The sequence below is a fragment of the Desulfoluna sp. CYM3A genome (genome assembly GCF_056829965.1).
This window is the reverse complement of sequence record NZ_CP186556.1, coordinates 3,562,113-3,581,350: the sequence shown is the minus strand read 5'-3', so window position 1 is coordinate 3,581,350 and position 19,238 is coordinate 3,562,113. Positions and strand designations below refer to the sequence as shown.

Here is a 19,238-nt window from a genome sequence, read left to right as displayed (position 1 = left end):
TCAGGCCCTCACCTGTTTGGCGCAGCCTTGGGCGCAGCACCCGATGGTTTCCCGGTGGACGATGTTGGTCAGGGCCACGGCTTTTTCTTCCATGTCGCCGATGATGTGCTCCACCCGGCGGTTCAGCACGGTGTGCAGCAGCATGATGGGAATGGCCACGGCAAGGCCCAGCATGGTGGTGATCAGGGCCGTGGAGATGCCCCCGGACATCATGCGCGGGTCGCCGGTGCCGGCGATGTGAATCACTTCAAAGGTATCGATCATGCCGGTGACCGTGCCTAAAAGGCCCAGCAGGGGCGCCACCGCCCCGAGCATGCCGAGGAAGGGAAGGAACCGTTCCAGGCGGGGAAGCTCTTTTAAGATCGCCTCCTGGAGGATGGTCTCCAGCACCTGGCGCCTTTCGCCCCTGGCCTGGAGCCCTTTTCTCAGGACGTTGTACACCGGCGTGGTCTTCTGCTCCTTGACGATGAGATCACACTCTTCCCACTGCCCGTAGCCTGCCAGTTCGTTGACCTTGCCCATGGTGTTGTCCGTGTTGTCGTGGACCTTTTTCAAGAACAGGGTGCGCTCGATGCCGATGAAGAGCCCGGCCAGGCCGATGAGGACGATGGGCCACACCAGGGGACCCCCGTTGCGGACGCGTTCGGTAAAGCTCGGGGTGCGTCGCAGGTGGTCCAGGGCCGCTCCGGAGCTCAGGTCCAGGGGCAGGGTGTCTGTTTTGCCCTTGACGTACCGGTTGAGACGCCACCCGACGATGCGTCCCGGCGGTGCGGGAAGCTCGGTGAAGGAGAGGGTGGCTGGGGCATAGAGAAGGGGTTCTGCGCCCTCGTCCTTGACGGCCAGGGTCATGAAGGGCCCTGCCGACAAGAGGGGAAGCTCCCGGGAGATGCCGTCCCGGCCGGTGACGGTGGCGGTGCGCATGGCCACTTCGCTGCACCGGGCGATCTCGTCGGCGAAATACCCAAAGAGGGCTTCCAGGTCCGTGATACCGGGAAACTGGGTGCCGTCGGCCAGGGTCTCCAGGTGGGCCAGTCGCTCGGGGGCAAAGACGGAAAAGGGTGAGGCCATGCAGAGATCCCGGAGGTTTTTCGCTGCCGTGCGCACAATGGCCACGATGCGTCCCACCTCCTTGTCCAGGCGGTTCCGTTTTTCGGTGAGGGCGGTGACCCGGGTCGTGAGTTCGTCGCCGCGTTTCGTCTCTGTCACAACCTGGGCCTTGAGCCGTTTGATGTCGGCGGCCAGGCGGTTGATTTCACGGGTAAGGCTCTCCCGGTCTCCGGCGATGCGGGTGCGGGATTCCCGGTCTGCGGTCTGTCGTTCGGCAAGGGCTGTTTCCGCGTTTTTCATGGCCTGTCGGAGGTCTGCGGACCAGGCTGCGGTGGCCGTCGCAAGGCAGAGGACAGCAACAATGAGTATGCGTTTCATGGGGTCACGATCCTCCCGATGGGCAGACTGACAAGCTCGGCACTTCGCTCTCGCTGGGCAAGGGCGATGGCTTTCTTGAGGTGGGGAGCACAGTTGGCGGGAAGGGGCTCATAGGCACCTTTTTCCGGACTGAAGACCCCGCACCCCTTTTCGTCGAGGGTGAGGTAGTAAAGGGACAATCGCCCGACCTTGAGGAGCTGGACGGTGATGGGCTCGCCCTCCACCTCAATCTCTTCCTGCCAGGCTTCGCTGGTGTGGCCGAACTGGGTCTCGATGGTGAACAGCTCCAAAAGCCGCTCCAGCTTTTCAGCCTGCTTGGTGGCCGGTGCCTTGACCCAGTCGGTGAGGGCGGCAAGGCGCGTTTCCCGCTCGTTTTTCAAAAAGGGGAGGCTCTGGGTGACCACCTGGGCCGCGCGTTGCGCCTGATCGGCGATGAGCGGGGAGAGCCCTTCGGTGAGGTGAGATGCCTTGGCGATCTCCCCGTCTAGGCGGGCGGCCTCTTTTTCCTTTCGGCCGTTTGCCCAGAGAAGGGCGTTTACCTCTTCCTGAAGGCTTCGTTGTGTGCTCTCCAGTTGTGAGATTTTCGCCTCCAGGGTGCGGCGCTCTTTTTCCCAGGCCCCCTCCCGTTTCTGGGTGGTGTGGGCAAGGGAAATGTCCTGGCGGACGGTTTCATCCAGTGGAAGGGAGTCGGACCATGTGAGGCCTGGTCCTGTGAAACCGACCGCCAGGGACAACAGGAGAAGCGTTCCGACCCGTTTTGACGTACGGCGCCTCTGGCGTTTCGTGGGTATGGGATGATGAACCATGGGGAAATTATCTTTAGGTTGATGAATAGTGAAAAGAAAAATAACGCAACAATGACGGGCGACTCAGGGCCTGAACACCCTAAGTTTTTAACGGCTGACAAATTGTGTGTCAATACATTTTTTAAGGTGCTGCTAAAAAGTTTGGGGTACCTAAATCTATGGAGCTCCTTTGGGTCGCAATGGAAAGAGCCCCACGGTAACGGTGACAAGGAGGGCCATCAGGTAAAACCCGGCCATGGCTTCCATACCCGTGAGGCCAAGGACCGAGCCCAGGGTGAAGAGTCCCGAGGCGATGGCAAGGGCAAGAAACGCCGGGAAAACAATGGAAAAGCCCATCCATGCAAAGGACCCTGTCTGGAGCTTGACCATCATGGCCGCGGGCAGGCATGGGGGGTAGAGGGCCATGAAGAGCATCAGGGCCAGGGCGTGCAACGGGGTAAATCCTCTCTCCCGGTTTTTCATGCCTTCGGAGATGCTTTGCCCGCCGCTTTCCGGCTGGTAGAGGGCGCCTAGGGTGGCCACGCTGTTCTCCTTGGCCATGAGGGCGCTGAGCAGGGCGATATTGATTCGCCAGGAGAATCCGGCGTGACGGGTGACAGGTTCCAGGGCCATTCCTGCCATGCCGATGAAGCTGGATTCCATCACCTCCTGCTGCATGGTGTGTTTCAGTTTCTTTCTGCTGCGAATCAGTTTTTTCAGGTCTCTCCGGATACGTCTGCCGTCCGGGTTTTTCCCGGGATTGACCATGGTGAAAAATTCAGGAGAGAGGTCTGTGAACCGAGCATCGACTCTTTCCCTGGCTGCCGGGGTTGAGGCGCCGAAACGGGCAGATTTGTAGCTGTCGGCATAGCGGACCAGGGCCTCGACCCTCTCGTCGGTCATGCCCACGGCCAGGGGATTCTCTGCGACCTTTTCAAGAAAGGCTGCCTTGATCTCATGGGCCTTGCGGTCAAAGTGGGCGGTTCGTTCGTCGCTCAGGCCGGGAAATTCGATGAGCACAAAGACGATGACGGCCACGGCAGCCACCACGGTGACGATTTTTTTGACGAAGAGCCACACCTTGGAGACTGCGCTTTGGATGACGCTGCGAACCCTGGGGAGGTGATAGGCGGGCATCTCCATGATAAACGGCGCCACAGGCCGACGGGCCAGGGCCGTTGCCGTGAGGAGCCTGGAGACCGGGAGCACCATGAACAGGGTCACCGTGGAGATGAAAAAGAGGGCTGCACCTTTATGTTGCGGGAAATTATGACTGATCGGAGGTCAGAGGGGGATTTTTGCGAGGCAGTTGAGCATGGGGATGATGAGGATGGTTGCCATGCGTGCCCTGTCGTCGGGGATGCCCCGGGTGGACATGATGGCCGGAACGGCGCAGCCCCCTGCGTAGACCCCGCCCAGAACCATGGGCAAGGTGGATTGACCGTGGAGTCCGTATCGGTGGAAGATCTTGTCCAGGATAAAGGCCATCCTGGGCATGTACCCGCTGTCTTCCAGGACGGCGATGAGGGCAAACAGGATCAGGAAGATGGGAATGTAGTTGAGAAGGGCCAGGATGCTGTCGGCGACCCAGAGGCCCAGGGCGCGGGCCATGGGCACATGGATGAAGCCTGCATCGGGCAGCAGGGTCGTCAGGATGGTTTTCCCCTTGAGGAGCAGGGGCCAGGTGAGGCCGGTGAGGCGGTATCCCTGGACAATGGCCAGCTGGTAGAGGAGCCAGACCACAGCCACCAGAAGGATCGGGCCGAAGATACGGTGACAGACCACGGCGTCCACGCGGTCGGACAAGGGGCGCTTCGGTTTTGTTCGGGTGGACAGGCACGCCTCGGCAATCTCCGAGGCCTTTTCCCTCCTTTTTTCGGCAACGTATCGGGACGGGGCCATGCCCGTGTCGGAGCGAAAGGCGATGCGGTACCCGTCTGCAAGGGAGAAGAGAGAGGCAAACTGTAAGAGGCTCCGTCCCGGGGTGGTGTCGGCCCGGTGGTCCCCGGACAGGAGCTTCAGGGCCACCCAGCGGTGTCCAGCAGGATCCAGTCCCATCTCCATCACCTTTTTGGAGAGGTCGGCGATGGCCGGTTCCAAGGCCCCGTAGTGGACAAGGTGCGTGTCAGCCGTTGTGTGCTCATGGACCATGCGTCGGGTGATGGCGCTCTCAAGGGCGTCTTTGCCGGTGCCTTTTTTAATGGCCGTGGGGATCACCTCAAGGCCCAGGGCACGTCCCAGGGCATCGGTGTCGAGGCGAATTCCCCGCGCCTCGGCCGCATCCATCATGTTGGCGTTGACCAGCATGGGCACGCCGAGTTCCATGAGCTGGAGGGTTAATGGAAGGCTGCGTTTGAGGTTGGTGGTGTCCAGGACATTGATCACCAGATCTGGGCGGCAGTCCACCAGAAAATCGCAGGCCACCTGCTCTTCCAGGGAGTAGGAGGTGATGGCGTAGGTTCCTGGCAGGTCCACCAGCGTGGTGCGGGTGCCGTTGGCGGACAGGGTGCCGGAGCGTTTTTCAACGGTGACGCCGGGGTAGTTGGCGATGTGCTGGTTGGCCCCTGTCAGGGCATTGAACACAGTGGATTTCCCGCAGTTGGGCTGACCGGCCAGGGCCGCCAAGGGCGTGCATTGCTTCATGTCTTTTCCATTCCTACGCAGGTGGCTTAACACTTTTCCTGATGCTCAGGTAAGGCATCAGCCGCTCTACTTCAATTTCGATGGGGTCCTTTAAGGGGGCGCTTCGGATTACTTTGATCACCGCACCCCGGCAGATGCCGATGCCCGCAAGGCGCCTGTCCAGCATGCCCGATGCCGTGATGGTGGTTACCCGGCCGGTTTCCCCGGGCGGGATGTCGTTCAGGTTCATACGAATGCTCCAAATAAAAAATAAATACACACCTTACGATTAAATGCCGCTGCGCTTTAACCCGAGAAACGAGGGGTAAAGCGCAGCGGGCGACCGGCTCACCTTGCCGCCGGAGGCATCGCTTTTGTAAGGTTGGTTTTTGTACCGCCCCTAAGGCTTGGCCTTCAAGGTCAGGGTGGAGCTGTAGTAGACCGTGGTGCATTTGCCTTGCAGGTCCTTGAGCTCATTGTCGGCGGTGACTTCCTTGCGCACCATGGTGCTGATGCGCCAGGCTCCGGCCGCGGGGATACGGAACTGGGCCTTGCCGTCCATGATGTTGGAGGCGAGGCAGAAGTGGTCGGGGCCCCCGAAGGCGTTGCTGCTGGCATTCAGGATGTTCATGCCGTCCATGTCGCAGTTGAGTTTCTTCCCCTTAAGGGTGACCTCAAAGGTGACAAGGTCGCCGACGCGGACATTTGACAGGTCGCAGGTGGGGGTGATCTCCAGTTCGTGTCCGGCCTTTCCGGGCTGGCTCCACTGGCCGACGGTCATGTAAGATTTTGCTTCTGCCTTGTAGCGGGCGCTGAAGTTGAAGGAGGCGGCGCCACGGATGGTGTCCATGGGTTTGGTGGCCATGTTCACCTTGCCCTTTTTGTCCACGTACTGGGTGAAATAGGTGACCTTGGAATCGGTGACCACCTGCCAGGTCCCTTTTTCCGTTTTGTCGGTGAGGGTGAACTTGCGGAGGCCCAGATCCCCGCCCTCTAAGTCCATGCCCCCGTTGCTGCGGGTTGCCTTCTCTTTTTTGATGACCGGAAGGGGCAGGTCCGTTGCCTTTGCATCGGGGCTGATGAGCACATACCGGCCAATCTCCACATTTCCCCAGTCTGATGCCAGAAAATCGTCCAGGGGCATGGTGTGACCCCAGCCGATGGAGGACACCGCATGGCCCGGCGGGTGGGTAAACGAACTGTCCAGGTTGACCCACAGGGAGTGGGCCATGGCGTTGGCGCTGATGAGAAGGGTGGTTGCTGCGGTGGCGATGATCGCCAGTTGTTTTTTCATGGGGTACCTCATTTAGCGTGTTTGTCCTTGGGCTTTTCCGGGCCGGCTTCCCGGACGATATGACCGGGCCCGGCATCCAGAACGATGTCGTAGGTTCCCGACGGCTGGGTGAAGGTGTACTCCCCCAATTCGTCGAGTTGTTTTTTTAAGAGAACCTTTCCGCTGGGGGCTTCAAGCCGGATTTCAACGGCCGAGGCAGCAGATCCGGTGGAAAAGACCCCCTCCACGGTGACCGTGCCGTCTTCGTTGTCGTAGACGGACATGAACAGGGTGTGGGCCGAGGCGGTGGTCGCAAGGCAGAGCGCCAGAGCCCATGCAAGAAGAATAGAGCGAAATGTCATATCGGGGTTCCTTTCATGGCCATGGTTTGGTTGAAACCTGCCTCCGGCGGCGAGGTGGGCCACCTCGAAAGCAGGTTACGAATGTGATGTTGACTGGCCTGTATCTGTATCTGTTTTTGTGAATGTGTTTGTTAAACGTTTTGAATGGTTTGCCCCGGCAGGATCGCCGGAGGCACCTCGAACGTTGATTATCGGGTTTCACGGGCGCAGCCCGTCAGCACAGGCGCCCCACCTGGAGCGCGAACATCGGGAGCCTTCTCGGCCTTGGCGTCAAGGGGCTGTCGCTCTTTGCCGAAGGGCTTTGTCCACAGCAAAAGGGCCGGGGTGACAAAGAGGTCGGCGGCCAGGGCCGTGAGGATGCCGATGCCCGTCAGGAGCCCTAAGTGCACGTAAACCTTGGCCACCGAGGTGGTATAAACCGAAAAGTTGGCGGTGATGATCACCGAGGTCATGCAGATGGCCACCCCGATGGTGTTGAAGGTGCGGCGGATGCTTGTGTCGTAGTTGCCCGTCCTCTGGAACTCCAGGCGGCAGTGGTTGATGAAGTGGATGGTGTCGTCCACTGCAAGGCCCAGAAGCATGGGCATGATGGTGATGGTGGTAACTGCTCGGGGAATGTCTCCCCAGCCCATGAGCCCGCCGATGGCAAGGGCCGGGGCGATGTTGGGGATCATGGCAATGAGGCCGATTTTTACGCTGCCGAAGACCAGCATCATGAGAAGGGTCACCACGCCCAGGGCGATGGCAAAGGAGATCAATTGGCCGTTGGAGACGATGGCCTGCATGAAGGTGAACTTGGCGATGGATCCGGCCAGGCCGATGGTGGCATGGGGAAAGAGGGTCTGGGCATGGGCCTTGAGGGATTCGAGTTCCCGTTTGGCTTGCGGGAACTGTGCTGATTCCCCATTTCGATCTGCATGCGCAGGCGCTGGTAGTCGTAGTCCACCCATTTTTCCGCCTCGGCACCCCCTGCGTTTTCATAGAGCAGGAGTAGCTGGGCCACCATCTGCCGGTTTTCCGGGATGGTGTGGAAGGCGTCGTCCCCGCTGTGGAGGGAGCGGTTCATGTCCTTGATGATGGGGATGAGGGAGGTGACCCGCTTGGTGAGTTCGTACCCCTCGGCCTCCCGGATCAGCTCTGCAAAGGTCTCCAGATTGGCCGGCAGCTTGGCATCGCCGGCTTCGGGGAAGGTGACGGTGAGGTCGTAGGAGTAGAGGGAGCCCACCTTGGAGTTGGCCACATGATGGATTTTGGCCACGTAGGGAATTTTCAGGCCGAAGCTCTTGATGATGTCAAAGGAGACCTCGAACCGGGAGATGCCCGCTGCGCACAGGAGAAAAAGCGTCATGAATACGGCAGCCGTTGTGGTGGGACGTGCAAGCACCCTGTGACTGAGGCCCTCCAGAAGTCCGGTGGTGTGGTGGTGGGCGCGCCTGGCCTTGGGCTTTCGGTCTTTTCCGAAGCTCAGTACCGACGGAACGAGGAAGAGGGTGAGAACAAAGGTGACGGCCACCAGGGCCGAGGCCGTGGACCCCACCCATCGGATGGTACGGACCGGGACAAAGTGGAAGGAGAGCAGGGCGCCCATGGTGGTCAGGGCGGTGAAAAAGACCGGCCAGCCGCATTCTGAGACGGCAAAGAGCACCGACTCTTTCCGGTTGCCGGTTTCGGCAAAGTGGCGGTTGAAGAACCCGAAGAGGTGAATGGCATAGCCGATGGCCACGGCAAGGCCTAAGTAGACGGGGACCAGGATCATGGAGGGGTCGATCTGTGTGCCGAGGAACCCCTGGATACCGAAGGTGATGACAAAGGCGGAAAAGGCCATGAGCATGGGGAGCACCACGCCGGTGATCGTCCGGATGGCAAGGGCCAGGACGATGACCGTGGCAATGATGGACAGGCGCATGTTCCGGACGGTCTCTTTTTTGAAAAAGGCGGTTTTGTCAAAGGCAAGGTGCGGCAGGCCCGCCCCCCTGGGGTTGAGGATTTTGTACTTTTCCTGGGTGATGATCCGGCTGGCCACCTCCCCGGCCGCGATGTCCGGGCCCACATTTTCGGCGTTTCGCCATTTTTCGGGGTAGGTCTTCATGCGCAGGAGGATCCAGGTCTGGCGCGAGTCGTCGGAGACGATGCGGTTGACAAAGAGGTCCCGGGACAGGGCCTTGGCGCGGATGACATCAAGCTCTTCAGGGCTCTGGGGTACCGGATCGGGGACCAGGTCGGAGATGGACAGGCCCACGTCGTTGCCTTCGGTAAACTCGCAGTCGGTGATGGAGAGCACGTCGTCGGAGAAGGGCACCTTGGCCTTGAGCTCTGCCCCGAGCTCCCGGATGGCGGTGAGCACCTCCGGGGTGAACACATCATCCACCTCCACGAGGACGGCCACGTATTCGTTGTTGCCGAAGATGGATTTGAACTCGTCGTCGGCAATTTTCATGGGATCGTTTTCCAGGAACCAGTTGTCCCAGGAGGTGTCGAACTGAATGTGCTTCATGCCGCTGACGCAGAAACCTGTGATGAGGAAAAAGAGAAGGATGCTGACCCACCTCAGGCGGAGGATTGTCTCCGCCATGCGGTGGAACGCGTGGTTGATCTTGATAAGGTTGAGCATGGGATAATCTCCTGAGGTGAGTTAGAAACTGTACTTGGCTTTGACCCAGACCTGAGTGTTGTCTTTGTACCGACCGTAGATGCCGTTTCGGGTGCCGGCAAAGATATCTGCGCCGGCCATGGCGTGGAATCCGTCGGTGACCTCAACGTCAGCTTCGAAGCGGTTAAAGAGGTCTCCGTCGTTGAGGGTGACATAGCCCATGTCCGAGAGTTCCAGCTTTTCCCGGAACAGTTTTTTTGCCACCCTGAGGGTGACAAGGCCCCGGTCTTCATCCTGGGTGGTGTCCCCGTTGTGGCGCACAATGTGTTCCCCCAGGGTCTGGACGGTGAAGGTCCAGTTCTCCCCCGGGTACCAGTCGCAGCCCGCAATGGCCTTGATCAGGGGCTTTTCTATATCCGGCGCCCCTTGCTCTGCCGCAGGAAAGGAGGCGCTGGAGAACCAGGCCGCCTCCCCCCTGAGCACCAGGGACCCCAGGGGCACCGAGACGGTGGTGCCCGCAAAGGAGGTGCGGCGATAGCCCAAAGGCTCGGGGTCGGTGTCTGCGGCGACCTGTGCGGGGAGGTCGTTCCAGAGGCGGGCCCAGGAAAAGGTGAGGTCTACCCCGGGAAGGAACCAGCTCGCCCGAACCCCCACTTCGCCATTTTCGAGCGTGTTGTCCGGCTCGGTGGGGGTGGGGTCGGGACCTGTGCCCACGCGCCATGGGCTGTCCGCTTCGGGGAGCTTCGCCGGCTCGAAAAAAGGAATCAGAACGGTTTCTATGGTGAGATCACCCGAACCCGTATACCGGAGGTTCACGGCGTCGATGGGCATGCGGATCTCATCTAAGTCTCGAGTTGCGTATTCGGTTAAGTCCGAGGGGCAGAGAACATCGGTTACCTGGAGGCCGTCGGAGTTGCCCCAGATGATGATCTGGCGTCCTGCACGGACATCCCAGCCATCCCCTGCGTAGTCCACGTACCCTTCGTGGAGGGTTACCTCCGAAGACTCCTCATTGATGTGGTTCTCCGAGGCGTTGATGGATGCGAAAAAGGCGGCGTCGTCCCGGCTGCCCTCGGTTTCCAGCCTCAGCCGCGTCTCCGAGGCGAGGAATTCATGGGGGGATTTCACCTGCACGGCGTGACGGGTCTCCAGGTACCCTGCAAAGGGCAGCTGCTCTGCCCCTGCCCATGTGGCGGCCAGGAGGAGAGCACAGGCGGCTGCAGCCAGGGGAACTACCCTCATCGACGCAGCCCCCGGGTCAGGGCGTTGACCTTGAACTGGCTGTCTTTCAATCCGGTGTCATAGCGCACATTCCGAAAGGTCATGAGGGTTGTGTGGTGCTCCACGTTGTTTTCCATGCGCATGGCCGTGACGGTCCAGAAACCCCCGATCTTTTCCACGGTATCTACGGTGTATGTTTTTAAGTGTCCGTCCTTGTCGTAGTAATCTGTCTTCAGGGGCAGGTCTTTTTCCTTGTCGATCCAGTTGATCTTTTTTGTGTACATGTCGGTGGGATCCACGGGCACGGACTCCACCACCCAGCAGTCAACCCCTTCCAGGGTTTCCTCCCTGAGGAGACGGTGGGTGTCTTCGTCCACGTTGCGATCCCCCATGTCGTCATAGGTAAAATCGGTTCCCATGAAGTAGTCGTTGGTGGCCTCTCCGCTGATGCGGCGCGTGTTTCTCAAGGCAGGCATGTAGAGCCACCTGTCGTCGTCTTTGTCCGGGTCGTCGTAGTCCCAGCTGAGAAAGGCGGTGCCCGCCACATCGGCAGGCTTTTTGAAACGCATGAGCTTTCGGGTGTCTTTGCCGTAATCTTTGCGCCAGGAGACAACCTGGCGGATACGCTGGCGTCCCCTTCGGTTGATGAGGGTCATGGAGAGCTCGGAGATGCGGTCGTCCCCGTCGGGGCACTCATCCACCAGGACCATGATGTCCCTGCCCGAAATATCCTGGGCATGTACCCAGGACACTGAAAAAAACATGCCTATAAGGAGAGTGCAAAGGGGGATCGAAAGTTGTCTGACGCAGCGTCTGTTCATGTTGTCACCTTAGCTTTTGCAATCTAAAGAAAATTAGGGTTGACGAAGTTTGATGAAGAAAGAGTCTTAGCAGGTAGAAAAAATGCCCGTCAACACACGGTGCCCTGATATGTCGCCTTGGGGTATCCAAACACCTTGCGGGGGTATTTTTGTTCCCGGCAGCCACGGTGCGGGCGGATGTTTCATGCTCGGGTTACGGGTGCTGAGGGCCGCCGGCGGTCACGTGGCTGCGCATGTCCCGAAGGGCCTTCAGGAGAAACACCAGGGCAGCGGCCTCTGCAAAGCCTGCGGCACATCCGAAGATGGCGGGAATACCCGGGGAGGGTGTCAGGCCCTCAAGAGCTCCGAAGAACAGAGGGGAGAAGAACTGGCCGGAAAAGAGAAAGATGCTGACCATGGCCATGGCTTTGGTGTTCTGCGCCTTTGGAACGCCGTGGACCACCATGAGGAGGATCATGGGATAGAGGTTCCCGAAGCTTGCGCCGATGAGGGTACTGTGAAAGAGAGAGGGGAGGGTGGGCGAGCCGGAGAGCAGGAAGAACCCTGCCCCCATGAGGCCCATCTGGACGGGGGCCATGAGGTGGTTCAAGGCCCCTTTGGTTTTGGCGAAGAGGGACCCGGAGACAAAGGCAAAGCCTGTCACCAGGGCCAGTGCCAGGCCGGCGGTCTTCGCATTCCCCAAGCCGCTCTCCTTTATAAACAGGGCGATGTTGGTGGGAAGGACGTAAAAAAGGGTCATCATGGCAAAGGCTGCGCCTGCGGCAAGGTAGGTGACGAAGGGCAGTTTGTCCCCCTTCTTCTGGATATGTGCCTGCCGTTCGGGCTCCGGGAGGAAACATGCCACAAAGAAGGCGGCCACCAGGGCCAGGAAGTAGACGAAAAAGGAGTATCTCCAGCAGAAGGAGGCGAGCCACCCGGAGAGGATCACGGCGATGATGCCCCCAAGGTTGTTGGAGGCCGTGACCCAGCCGGTCATCTTGGCGGCCTCTTCGCCTTTGAAGAAATCGGAGACCAGGGCAGTGGATACCGGCATGAGGAGCCCCACACCGATTCCCAGGAGGCCTCGCATCCACAGGATCAGGTCCATGCTCGATACCACGCCACCGCCGACGCCGCCGGCCATGTAGAGGGCAAGACCCAGGAACAGGATGGTCCGTTTTTTCATGACCCGTGTGAGCCTTGCGGATAGAAGGGATGCCGGGATGATGGTCATGGAGGGCAGGGTTACGATGAGCCGGATAAGCATGGCATCGGCATGGGGAAATGCCGCTGCAATGATCCCCAGGGCAGGGGATATGGCCGCGCTTGCCATGATGGTCAGTAACGAGATGGACAGGATGGCTGCTTTCAGCATGGATGGTCTCCTTTGGTTCCAAACTGTTTTTCGCCCGGAGTAATGATTCAGCTTGCCTCCGGCGGGTCGCTTTTAGAAAAAAACATCCGTCAGGTCAAAGCGGCAGGCGTAGCGATAACGTTCGCGTGAGCCGAAACCGTTCGTAAAACCTGTTTGGCAACCTTTTTAAAAGGTTGGCCCCCGGCAGGGCCGCCGGAGGCGTCATTTTAATTGTTCACAGCCCACGCTTGCCCCTGTTGCTGGGATTCCCACAAGCTGTGATAAAGGGTTTTTTCCCGGAGAAACTCGGCGTGGGTTCCCTCCTCCACCAGGGTCCCCTTGTTGAAGACCACGATTTTGTCGGCGTTGGCGATGGTCTTCAGGTGGTGGGCGATGGCCAGCACCGTTTTGTTCTCGGCCATGTTGCTGATGGCCTTCTGGATTTGCCGCTCGTTCACGGGGTCCAGGCTGCTGGATGCTTCATCCAGAATTACAATGGGTGCGTCCCGGAGGATGGCCCTGGCGATGGAGATTCTTTGCTTTTGCCCGCCGGAGAGGCCCACCCCGTTTTCGCCCACGAGGGTGTCGTAGCCTTGGGGCAAGCCCATGATAAAGTCATGGATCATGGCTTTGCGGGCTGCGTTGTGCACCTCCTCCGGGGTGGCTGTGCGGTTGCCGATTTTGATGTTTTCATAGATGGTGTCGCCAAAGAGGATGACGTCCTGCATGACGATGCTGATGCAGGAAAGCAAGGTGTCGTAGTCCATGTCACGGATGTCGGTTCCGCCGATGGTGATGCGGCCGCCGTCGATCTCCCAGAAGCGCAGCAGCAGGTTGGTGAGGGTTGTCTTTCCGGAGCCCGAAGGGCCCACAAGGGCCGTGAGGCAGTTGATCTCGGCCGTAAAGGAGCAGTTTGAAAGGGCAAACCCGTCGCGGTCGTAGGCAAAGTGCACATCCTCAAAGGCGACATCGAACCTATCGGGTTTTTCGTGTTTGCCGGAGGAGGCCACGGCAGGCTCCTGTGTGATGCCCAGGATGCGGTGGTAGCTGTCCCTGCCCTTGATGTAGTACAGCCAGTACATCTCCGCGTTGGCAAAGGGCTTGTAGAATTCCCGGCTCAGGATGAGGAAGAGGGCGTATTCCAGAATGGAGAGCCGAGCTCCCAGCACCATGAAGGCCCCTCCTGCGACGAGGACCGCCAGGCTCATCTCCACGAAAAACTGATACATGCAGATGACCCCTGCGGCGGTTCTGGCAGAGGCTTTGCTGCTCATGCCGAAGCGCTCAATGCTTTTTTCGAGGCCGGTGCGGATGGCGTCGTTGTCGCTGAAGGCCTTGATGACGGGGATGCCCCGGCCATACTCCACAAATCGGCTGACCATGTCGGCCATGTCGTCACGGGTTCGTTCCATGCCCTTACCCCCGGCCCGTGCCCCGGCCACCAGCACGATGAGGCCCACGGGAAGAAGGGAGACCATGTACAGGCCCAGGGCCGGGTTGACGGCAAAGAGGATGCCTCCGGTGACGAGGGCCACGATGAGGTCGCTGATGAGTCGGCTGCCGATGTGGGCCACGACCATTTCCACGCTTTCGATGTCCTGATGGATGATGGTGGTGACGTTGCCCAGGCGCTCCCGGGTGTAGTAGCCCAGGGAGAGCCGTTTCATTTTTCGGGTGATCTCCTCCCGGAGCCTTGCCACGATGCCGTATCCTGCGAAGTGCTTGGCAATGTCCGCCCCGGAGAAAAGGAACCCCTTGGCTATGATGAGCACGGCGAGCCCTGCGGCATGGAGGGCAACGGAGCCGGTGGAGGCGTCCGTCATGACCCCGTAGATCATGTGCATGATCACCGCCAGGATGGCGATGCCGGTAAGGGACCAGAGCACCCAGAGGAAGGTGGCAAGGGCCATGAGCTTCAGGTGGTGTCTGGCAATATCCGATAAAAACGGTGGTCTGGTCATGTCAATGGGCCTCCTTGATGGTCCATGTGTCCGCGCTGGACTTTTCGTTCCACAGGTGCCGGTAGAGGGCGTTGTCCCGGTAAAGCTCTGCGTGGGTGCCCTGGCCCGCGAGTGTGCCGTTGTCGAGGAGGAAAATCCGGTCCGCGTTGACAATGGTGCTGAGGTGATGGGTGATCATGATCACGGTCTTGCCGCTTCGCAGCTCATTGACGGCTTTCTGGATCAAGGTCTCGTTCATGGCGTCCACCGAGGAAGTGGCCTCGTCGAGGATGATGATGGGGGCGTCCTTGAGCAGGGCCCTGGCAATGGCGATGCGCTGCCTTTCCCCTCCAGAGATCCGGGTCCCTTTTTCTCCGGTGAGGGTGTCGTAGCCGTCGGGCAGGGAGCAGATGAAATCGTGGATGCGGGCCTTTTTCGCGGCAGCTTCCACCTCGGCATCGGTGGCCTTGCTTTTTCCGATGCGGATGTTTTCCCGGATGGTGGTGTTGAACAGGTAGACGTCCTGCTGCACGATGGAGATCATGGCGGATATCTGCTTCTCGGTGAAGGTGTCGATGTCATTGCCGTTGATGAGCACGCGCCCTTTGGTGGCCTTGAAGAACCCCATGATGAGGTGGGCCACGGAGCTTTTTCCTGCCCCGGACACTCCGGTGAGGGCCACCAGTGATCCTCCGGGAATGGTCAGGCTGACGTCCGACAGGGCGTCGCGGTTGCCTTCGTAGGAAAAAGAGACCTGCTCCAGCCGGATATCCCCAGGTTCCCCGTCGGCAGGGAAAAGGCATTCCCTAGGTTGCCGTTAAGGATTTTTGCGATGTTCATCGACGAATTCCTGAAGACGATGCCGAAGTGCTTGGACAGGGAGAGCCGGGCCAGGGACGCGCAGAATGCCGAGGCGAGAAAAACGGCCAGGACCAGTTCATATAAGGTGATCTCGCCTTTGCGAAGCAGCAGGCAACCGGTGACGGCAAGGACGGCGATGCCTGCTTCGAGGATCACCCCGGAGATGCCCGCCGGGACCACCATGGAGAGGCTCATTTTTCGGACATAGTCGTTGTAGGCTTTCATGGTCCGCACCACCTTTTCCGTGCGGTTCTCGGTTTTACTGAAGGCCTTGATGGCCGGAATGGTGGCGATGTACTCCATGAGTTCTTCGGACATGGTCTTCAGGCTGAGGAAATAGTCGGCGAACATCTCCTTCCAGTGGCGCTGCAGAATCCGGTTGGTGATGATGACAAGGGGTACAATGCCCATGAGACAGAGCCCGAGTCGGTAGTCGATGAAGGTGACGATGGCTGTGGCGCAAAAGGAAATGAGGATGGCTGATGCAATTTCAGGCAGCCCGTGGGCAAGGTAGAGCTCCACCTGTTCCACATCAAAGTTGAGGACTTTCGTGAGCTCCCCCATTTTGTGCTTGTGGAAAAAGCCGATGTTCATGCGCTCCAGGTGCCGGACCAATCTGAGCCGGATGGTGGAAAGGACCCTGAAGGCGGTGGTGTGGGCCAGCACATGGGCTGCACCGTAACACACAGCCTTCACCGTAAGGACGGCGACAATACCCACGAGGAGAAGCACCACAGCCTGCCGCTCCGGGGCGGGACCCGCCAGCTCGCGGACCAATTCCATGACAAAGACAAAGGGGACGATCCCCGCTGCGACGCTGAGCGAAAGCATGAGGCCCGCCAGAATCAGGGTGCGCCTTTCGCCCGACGCGAGAAGGCTTTTTTGGTTATCCATACATACCTCTTATTGGTGTGGGTTGTTCATGGTGCCAAGATAGCGGGGTGCCCTTTTTCGTGCTTTGCATGGTCTCTTAAAAAGTGTGCTTTGGTGCTGTTGAGAGTGTTTTCGATGAATAAAAACAGGAAAAAAAGTTTTCGGCGGCAAGGTGGAGAACCTTGAAACCCTATGGTGAATACCATCGCCATGGATGTGGTTTCTCCACGAATTTCAAAGCATCGGCTCCTGTAGGATGGGCAAAGGTAGTGCCGTGCCCATAGGGCGCGGGAGTAACCGGTTTCGCCGGGGGCACGGTGTCGCTTCTCCAGATCGTTAATTCGGACATTTTATGGGTAGCTAAAGACACCGGTCTCATCCAGGTTGATGTCGGTTTTTAAAAACCGATGCAGGTATTCCTGGAAGACCGCCTGGGGGGTTAGATCTTCAAAAAGCTTTGGATGGAGCCATTTGGCCAGATAGGCATTGGCCACGGTGATGCGGGCCGTGCCGAAAAATTCCCCGGAGATCATGTGGACTCGGCCGGTTTGTGCCGCACGGGTGACGGCCACATAGGGAAGGTTCATGAAGTTTTGCCGCTGGGTCGCGACGATGCCTGGGTCTGAAATATGGGCTCCGTAGCCGTTTCTTACGGGTTCGCCGCAGATAATCACATCGATGTCCTGGGCCGCGAGCCACTCCGGGTTCACGGACTGGACCCATCCGCCTGTGGCCCGGATGTCTGCGGCCACATTGATTCCTCCGATAATGCGGTTTCTCTCCTTGATGCCTTCAAAGTCGTTGGTGAAGGTCATGATGTCGTCGTATTGCCCCCACCCGGTCTTGAAAAGGTATCGCTGCTTCCGGGTATCGTCCAGCGCCCCTGTCCTGTCGGTGATCCGTTGGACGAGGCTCCGGTGCCACCGGGTGAACGCCCGGGCCTCTTTTTCTTTTCCAAGCACTTTTCCCAGGAGTTCCATGTTCTCTTCAAGGGTGGAGATGCGGTTGAGTTCCACCACAAACACCGGGATACCGGGGGAGAGTTTTGCCTCCATCTCTTCAAATCCCCCCATGGAGATATCCGCGCACAGGAAGAGGTCCGGCGCGGTGTCAAGGACCAGTTCATGGTTGAGGCTGTAAGGCCCTCCCGATTGCAGGGTGATCACCGGGACGTCCTGCAGGTTGTTGAACACCAGGGCATCTGTGGTGTGGTGATCCCGGGCCACCACCCGGTCCCAGCATCCCAGGATTATCAGGGCCTCGGAGATACTCACATGGTTTAAGGCGATGCGTTTTATCGTTGATGGAACCTCCACGTGCCTGCCCCGGTTGTCGGTGATGGTGCGGGCTTCCTTTAGGACGGCCGAGGTGGTGGGGAGGGCCAGGCAGTCCCCGGGAAGGGATGCCGCGATGAGCAGGGACAGCGACAGAAGAAAATGTTTCATCATGACCTCAATGTGGGGTGGAGGGAATTATCCTTTGGGCGGCATCTGCCCTGACTGAGAGATGTCACCCCCGGCTTTGGGGTCTATGCGTATCATTTTTCGGGGGGAGGGCACGTTGCATGGCGACTGAAAAAAGGTGCAGCCCTTCGTTGGCAGTGTTGGAAACGCGTTGTGTGGGGAAGGGAACGACCGGACAAGGGGGGCAACCCGCTGGAAAGCAGGTTGCCGCCGGAAATTCAAAGTTCAGCTGAGACCCGTCGGTGGTAGGCCTTGGGGCTGATGCCGTAGAACTGCTTGAACGCCCGGGAAAAGGTCCCTGGCTGGGAGTAGCCCACGGTGTAGGCCACCTCCGTGACATTCATCTCCCTGCTCTCCAGCAGTTTTTTGGCCTCTTCCATTTTTTGTCGTCTGAAACATCCGAATACGCTGGTGCCAAAGACTTTGTGGAATCCCTGGTTGAGTTTGTCCTTGTTCATGCCCACCTGCCTTGCGAGTTCATTGAGTTGGGGCGGGTTTTCAAAATCTTGTCCCAAGATGGCTTTGGCTTCATGGATTTTTGCGATGTCGCTTGTGGTGAAAGCCGGGGCGGTGAAGTGGAAATCCTTTTGGGTGTGTTGCAGGGCTGCAAAGTACAGGACAATGAGCTCAATGGCTTTGCTCTCTAAGTAGACCCTGCGGAAGGCTTCTGTATACGGGCAGCCGAGGATTTGGATGATGGCCATTTTCATGTCCGAAGTCATGGGGATGTTGCTGATGATGCTTGTTTCATCCGTCAGGCTTCGGGGGGCGGTGATCTGGGGAGGGAGGACCTTTGAAAGGCCTTTGATTTCGGTGCCCAGTACTTCCGGTGAAAAGCGGATGGTAATGAGCTTTAAGGGGTCATCGGATGAAATAACGGTGGCGCACTCAAGCTTTGGCGCCAGGAAAAAACTGGCGTTTCCCGCATCAATGGTCAGTTGTTTGTCAAGCCTGTCCACATGGCCTTGGAGGGAGCCCGAGATGCAGAAGAAGATTTCAATGGGCGACGGCTGAACTTCCATGGAGGCGGCCACGGGTTTACGGAACTCGAAGTTTTCGATGAGAAGGTTGAGGCCTGGTCGGATAGGCATTTCGTTGACTGTACCACGGCCTGTTTTGGACTCCCAGGCTTTCTGGTTCTCGTGGTAGGAATCGCAGTTCTGTATCAATTTTTCTGTGAGGAAATCGTCAAAATCGTTGATGGAAATGGTGTGCATCCTGCCACGTCTCCTGATCTTTTTACCGGCAGCCCTGTCGGGGATAAATATTGAAAGGTCAGCTGCATTTGGTTTTGACTTGTCACCCGATTACGCTCGATTGGCGTTTCCTTTACATAAAGGTGGTCAGTCCGGGAATAAGAGAATGATTTTTGCTGATCTTAGTGCTTCCTTGATATGTTAGGTTGGGCTAAATCAAAAATCAATGGTTTTTATTTCATGGTGGGAAGGAGAAAAACGAGGTTAGACGCAAATCTCGGTAGGGCTAAATTTATTAGTGAATATGCAAAAAGCAATGACTCTCACCTGGTGTATGGTCGGTAAACTCCCAAGCGTGCAAGGGTGTGTTGTGTCATCGTCTCCATGGGCCTTAAGCGCGTTAACAACACAGCAGCCGCTTTTTATGAACCGTCGCCGACCATCCATGGAATAACGAAATTCCCGTGTCGGGC

The 19,238-nt window shown here is 58.5% G+C and carries 16 protein-coding genes and 1 pseudogene; all 17 read right to left on the bottom strand.

Features of this window, described 5'->3' with window-relative positions; all coding sequences use genetic code 11:
* The 17 genes and pseudogenes from ACOYW1_RS18230 to ACOYW1_RS18150 all read right to left on the bottom strand — a co-directional run bounded on the left by ACOYW1_RS18230 (window position 1) and on the right by ACOYW1_RS18150 (window position 18,786).
* Window positions 1-1,425, bottom strand: coding sequence for a DUF3450 family protein (locus ACOYW1_RS18230; protein WP_482419184.1), 1,425 nt, complete (start codon window positions 1,423-1,425; stop codon window positions 1-3).
* Window positions 1,422-2,159 (bottom strand): DUF3450 domain-containing protein, encoded by a 738-nt coding sequence (locus tag ACOYW1_RS18225; RefSeq protein ID WP_482419183.1) that lies wholly within the window; start codon window positions 2,157-2,159, stop codon window positions 1,422-1,424. The genes ACOYW1_RS18230 and ACOYW1_RS18225 overlap by 4 nt, the downstream gene beginning before the upstream one ends.
* Before the next feature lie 228 nt (window positions 2,160-2,387).
* Complete coding sequence (locus tag ACOYW1_RS18220) at window positions 2,388-3,443, bottom strand: nucleoside recognition domain-containing protein (RefSeq protein WP_482423755.1); 1,056 nt, start codon at window positions 3,441-3,443, stop codon at window positions 2,388-2,390.
* Between the two features lie 51 nt (window positions 3,444-3,494).
* Window positions 3,495-4,853 (bottom strand): ferrous iron transport protein B, encoded by a 1,359-nt coding sequence (feoB, locus tag ACOYW1_RS18215; protein WP_482419182.1) that lies wholly within the window; start codon window positions 4,851-4,853, stop codon window positions 3,495-3,497.
* Window positions 4,854-4,866: 13 nt separating this feature from the next.
* Window positions 4,867-5,082: a FeoA family protein gene (locus tag ACOYW1_RS18210; RefSeq protein WP_482419181.1), complete on the bottom strand. Its 216-nt coding sequence runs from the start codon at window positions 5,080-5,082 to the stop codon at window positions 4,867-4,869.
* 150 nt (window positions 5,083-5,232) lie between these two features.
* Window positions 5,233-6,126, bottom strand: coding sequence for a DUF4198 domain-containing protein (locus ACOYW1_RS18205; RefSeq protein WP_482419180.1), 894 nt, complete (start codon window positions 6,124-6,126; stop codon window positions 5,233-5,235).
* An 8-nt stretch (window positions 6,127-6,134) separates the two neighbouring features.
* Window positions 6,135-6,467, bottom strand: a complete 333-nt coding sequence (locus tag ACOYW1_RS18200) for a hypothetical protein (RefSeq protein WP_482419179.1) — start codon at window positions 6,465-6,467, stop codon at window positions 6,135-6,137.
* A 188-nt stretch (window positions 6,468-6,655) separates the two neighbouring features.
* The gene (locus ACOYW1_RS18195) at window positions 6,656-7,417 is read right to left on the bottom strand and encodes an MMPL family transporter (protein ID WP_482419178.1); all 762 of its coding nucleotides are present in this window, start codon (window positions 7,415-7,417) and stop codon (window positions 6,656-6,658) included.
* A gap of 533 nt (window positions 7,418-7,950) precedes the next feature.
* A pseudogene (locus ACOYW1_RS18190) lies at window positions 7,951-8,556 on the bottom strand (MMPL family transporter); the annotation flags it as partial.
* Between the two features lie 543 nt (window positions 8,557-9,099).
* Entirely contained in the window at window positions 9,100-10,299 is a 1,200-nt protein-coding gene (locus ACOYW1_RS18185; protein WP_482419177.1) for a DUF1302 family protein, read from the bottom strand.
* Window positions 10,296-11,030: an outer membrane lipoprotein-sorting protein gene (locus ACOYW1_RS18180; RefSeq protein WP_482419176.1), complete on the bottom strand. Its 735-nt coding sequence runs from the start codon at window positions 11,028-11,030 to the stop codon at window positions 10,296-10,298. Before ACOYW1_RS18180 ends, ACOYW1_RS18185 begins: the two co-directional genes overlap by 4 nt.
* 262 nt (window positions 11,031-11,292) lie before the next feature.
* Window positions 11,293-12,453, bottom strand: a complete 1,161-nt coding sequence (locus tag ACOYW1_RS18175) for an MFS transporter (protein WP_482419175.1) — start codon at window positions 12,451-12,453, stop codon at window positions 11,293-11,295.
* 206 nt (window positions 12,454-12,659) lie between these two features.
* Entirely contained in the window at window positions 12,660-14,393 is a 1,734-nt protein-coding gene (locus ACOYW1_RS18170) for an ABC transporter ATP-binding protein (RefSeq protein ID WP_482419174.1), read from the bottom strand.
* A 1-nt stretch (window position 14,394) separates the two neighbouring features.
* A complete protein-coding gene (locus ACOYW1_RS18165) occupies window positions 14,395-15,054 on the bottom strand; it encodes an ABC transporter ATP-binding protein (protein ID WP_482419173.1) in 660 nt (219 codons plus the stop codon).
* A gap of 20 nt (window positions 15,055-15,074) precedes the next feature.
* On the bottom strand, window positions 15,075-16,127 hold the full coding sequence (locus ACOYW1_RS18160; protein WP_482419172.1) for an ABC transporter transmembrane domain-containing protein: 1,053 nt from the start codon (window positions 16,125-16,127) through the stop codon (window positions 15,075-15,077).
* A 329-nt stretch (window positions 16,128-16,456) separates the two neighbouring features.
* Entirely contained in the window at window positions 16,457-17,554 is a 1,098-nt protein-coding gene (locus ACOYW1_RS18155; protein WP_482419171.1) for an ABC transporter substrate-binding protein, read from the bottom strand.
* Window positions 17,555-17,787: 233 nt separating this feature from the next.
* Window positions 17,788-18,786, bottom strand: coding sequence for a helix-turn-helix transcriptional regulator (locus ACOYW1_RS18150; protein WP_482419170.1), 999 nt, complete (start codon window positions 18,784-18,786; stop codon window positions 17,788-17,790).
* Window positions 18,787-19,238: the final 452 nt, after the last annotated feature.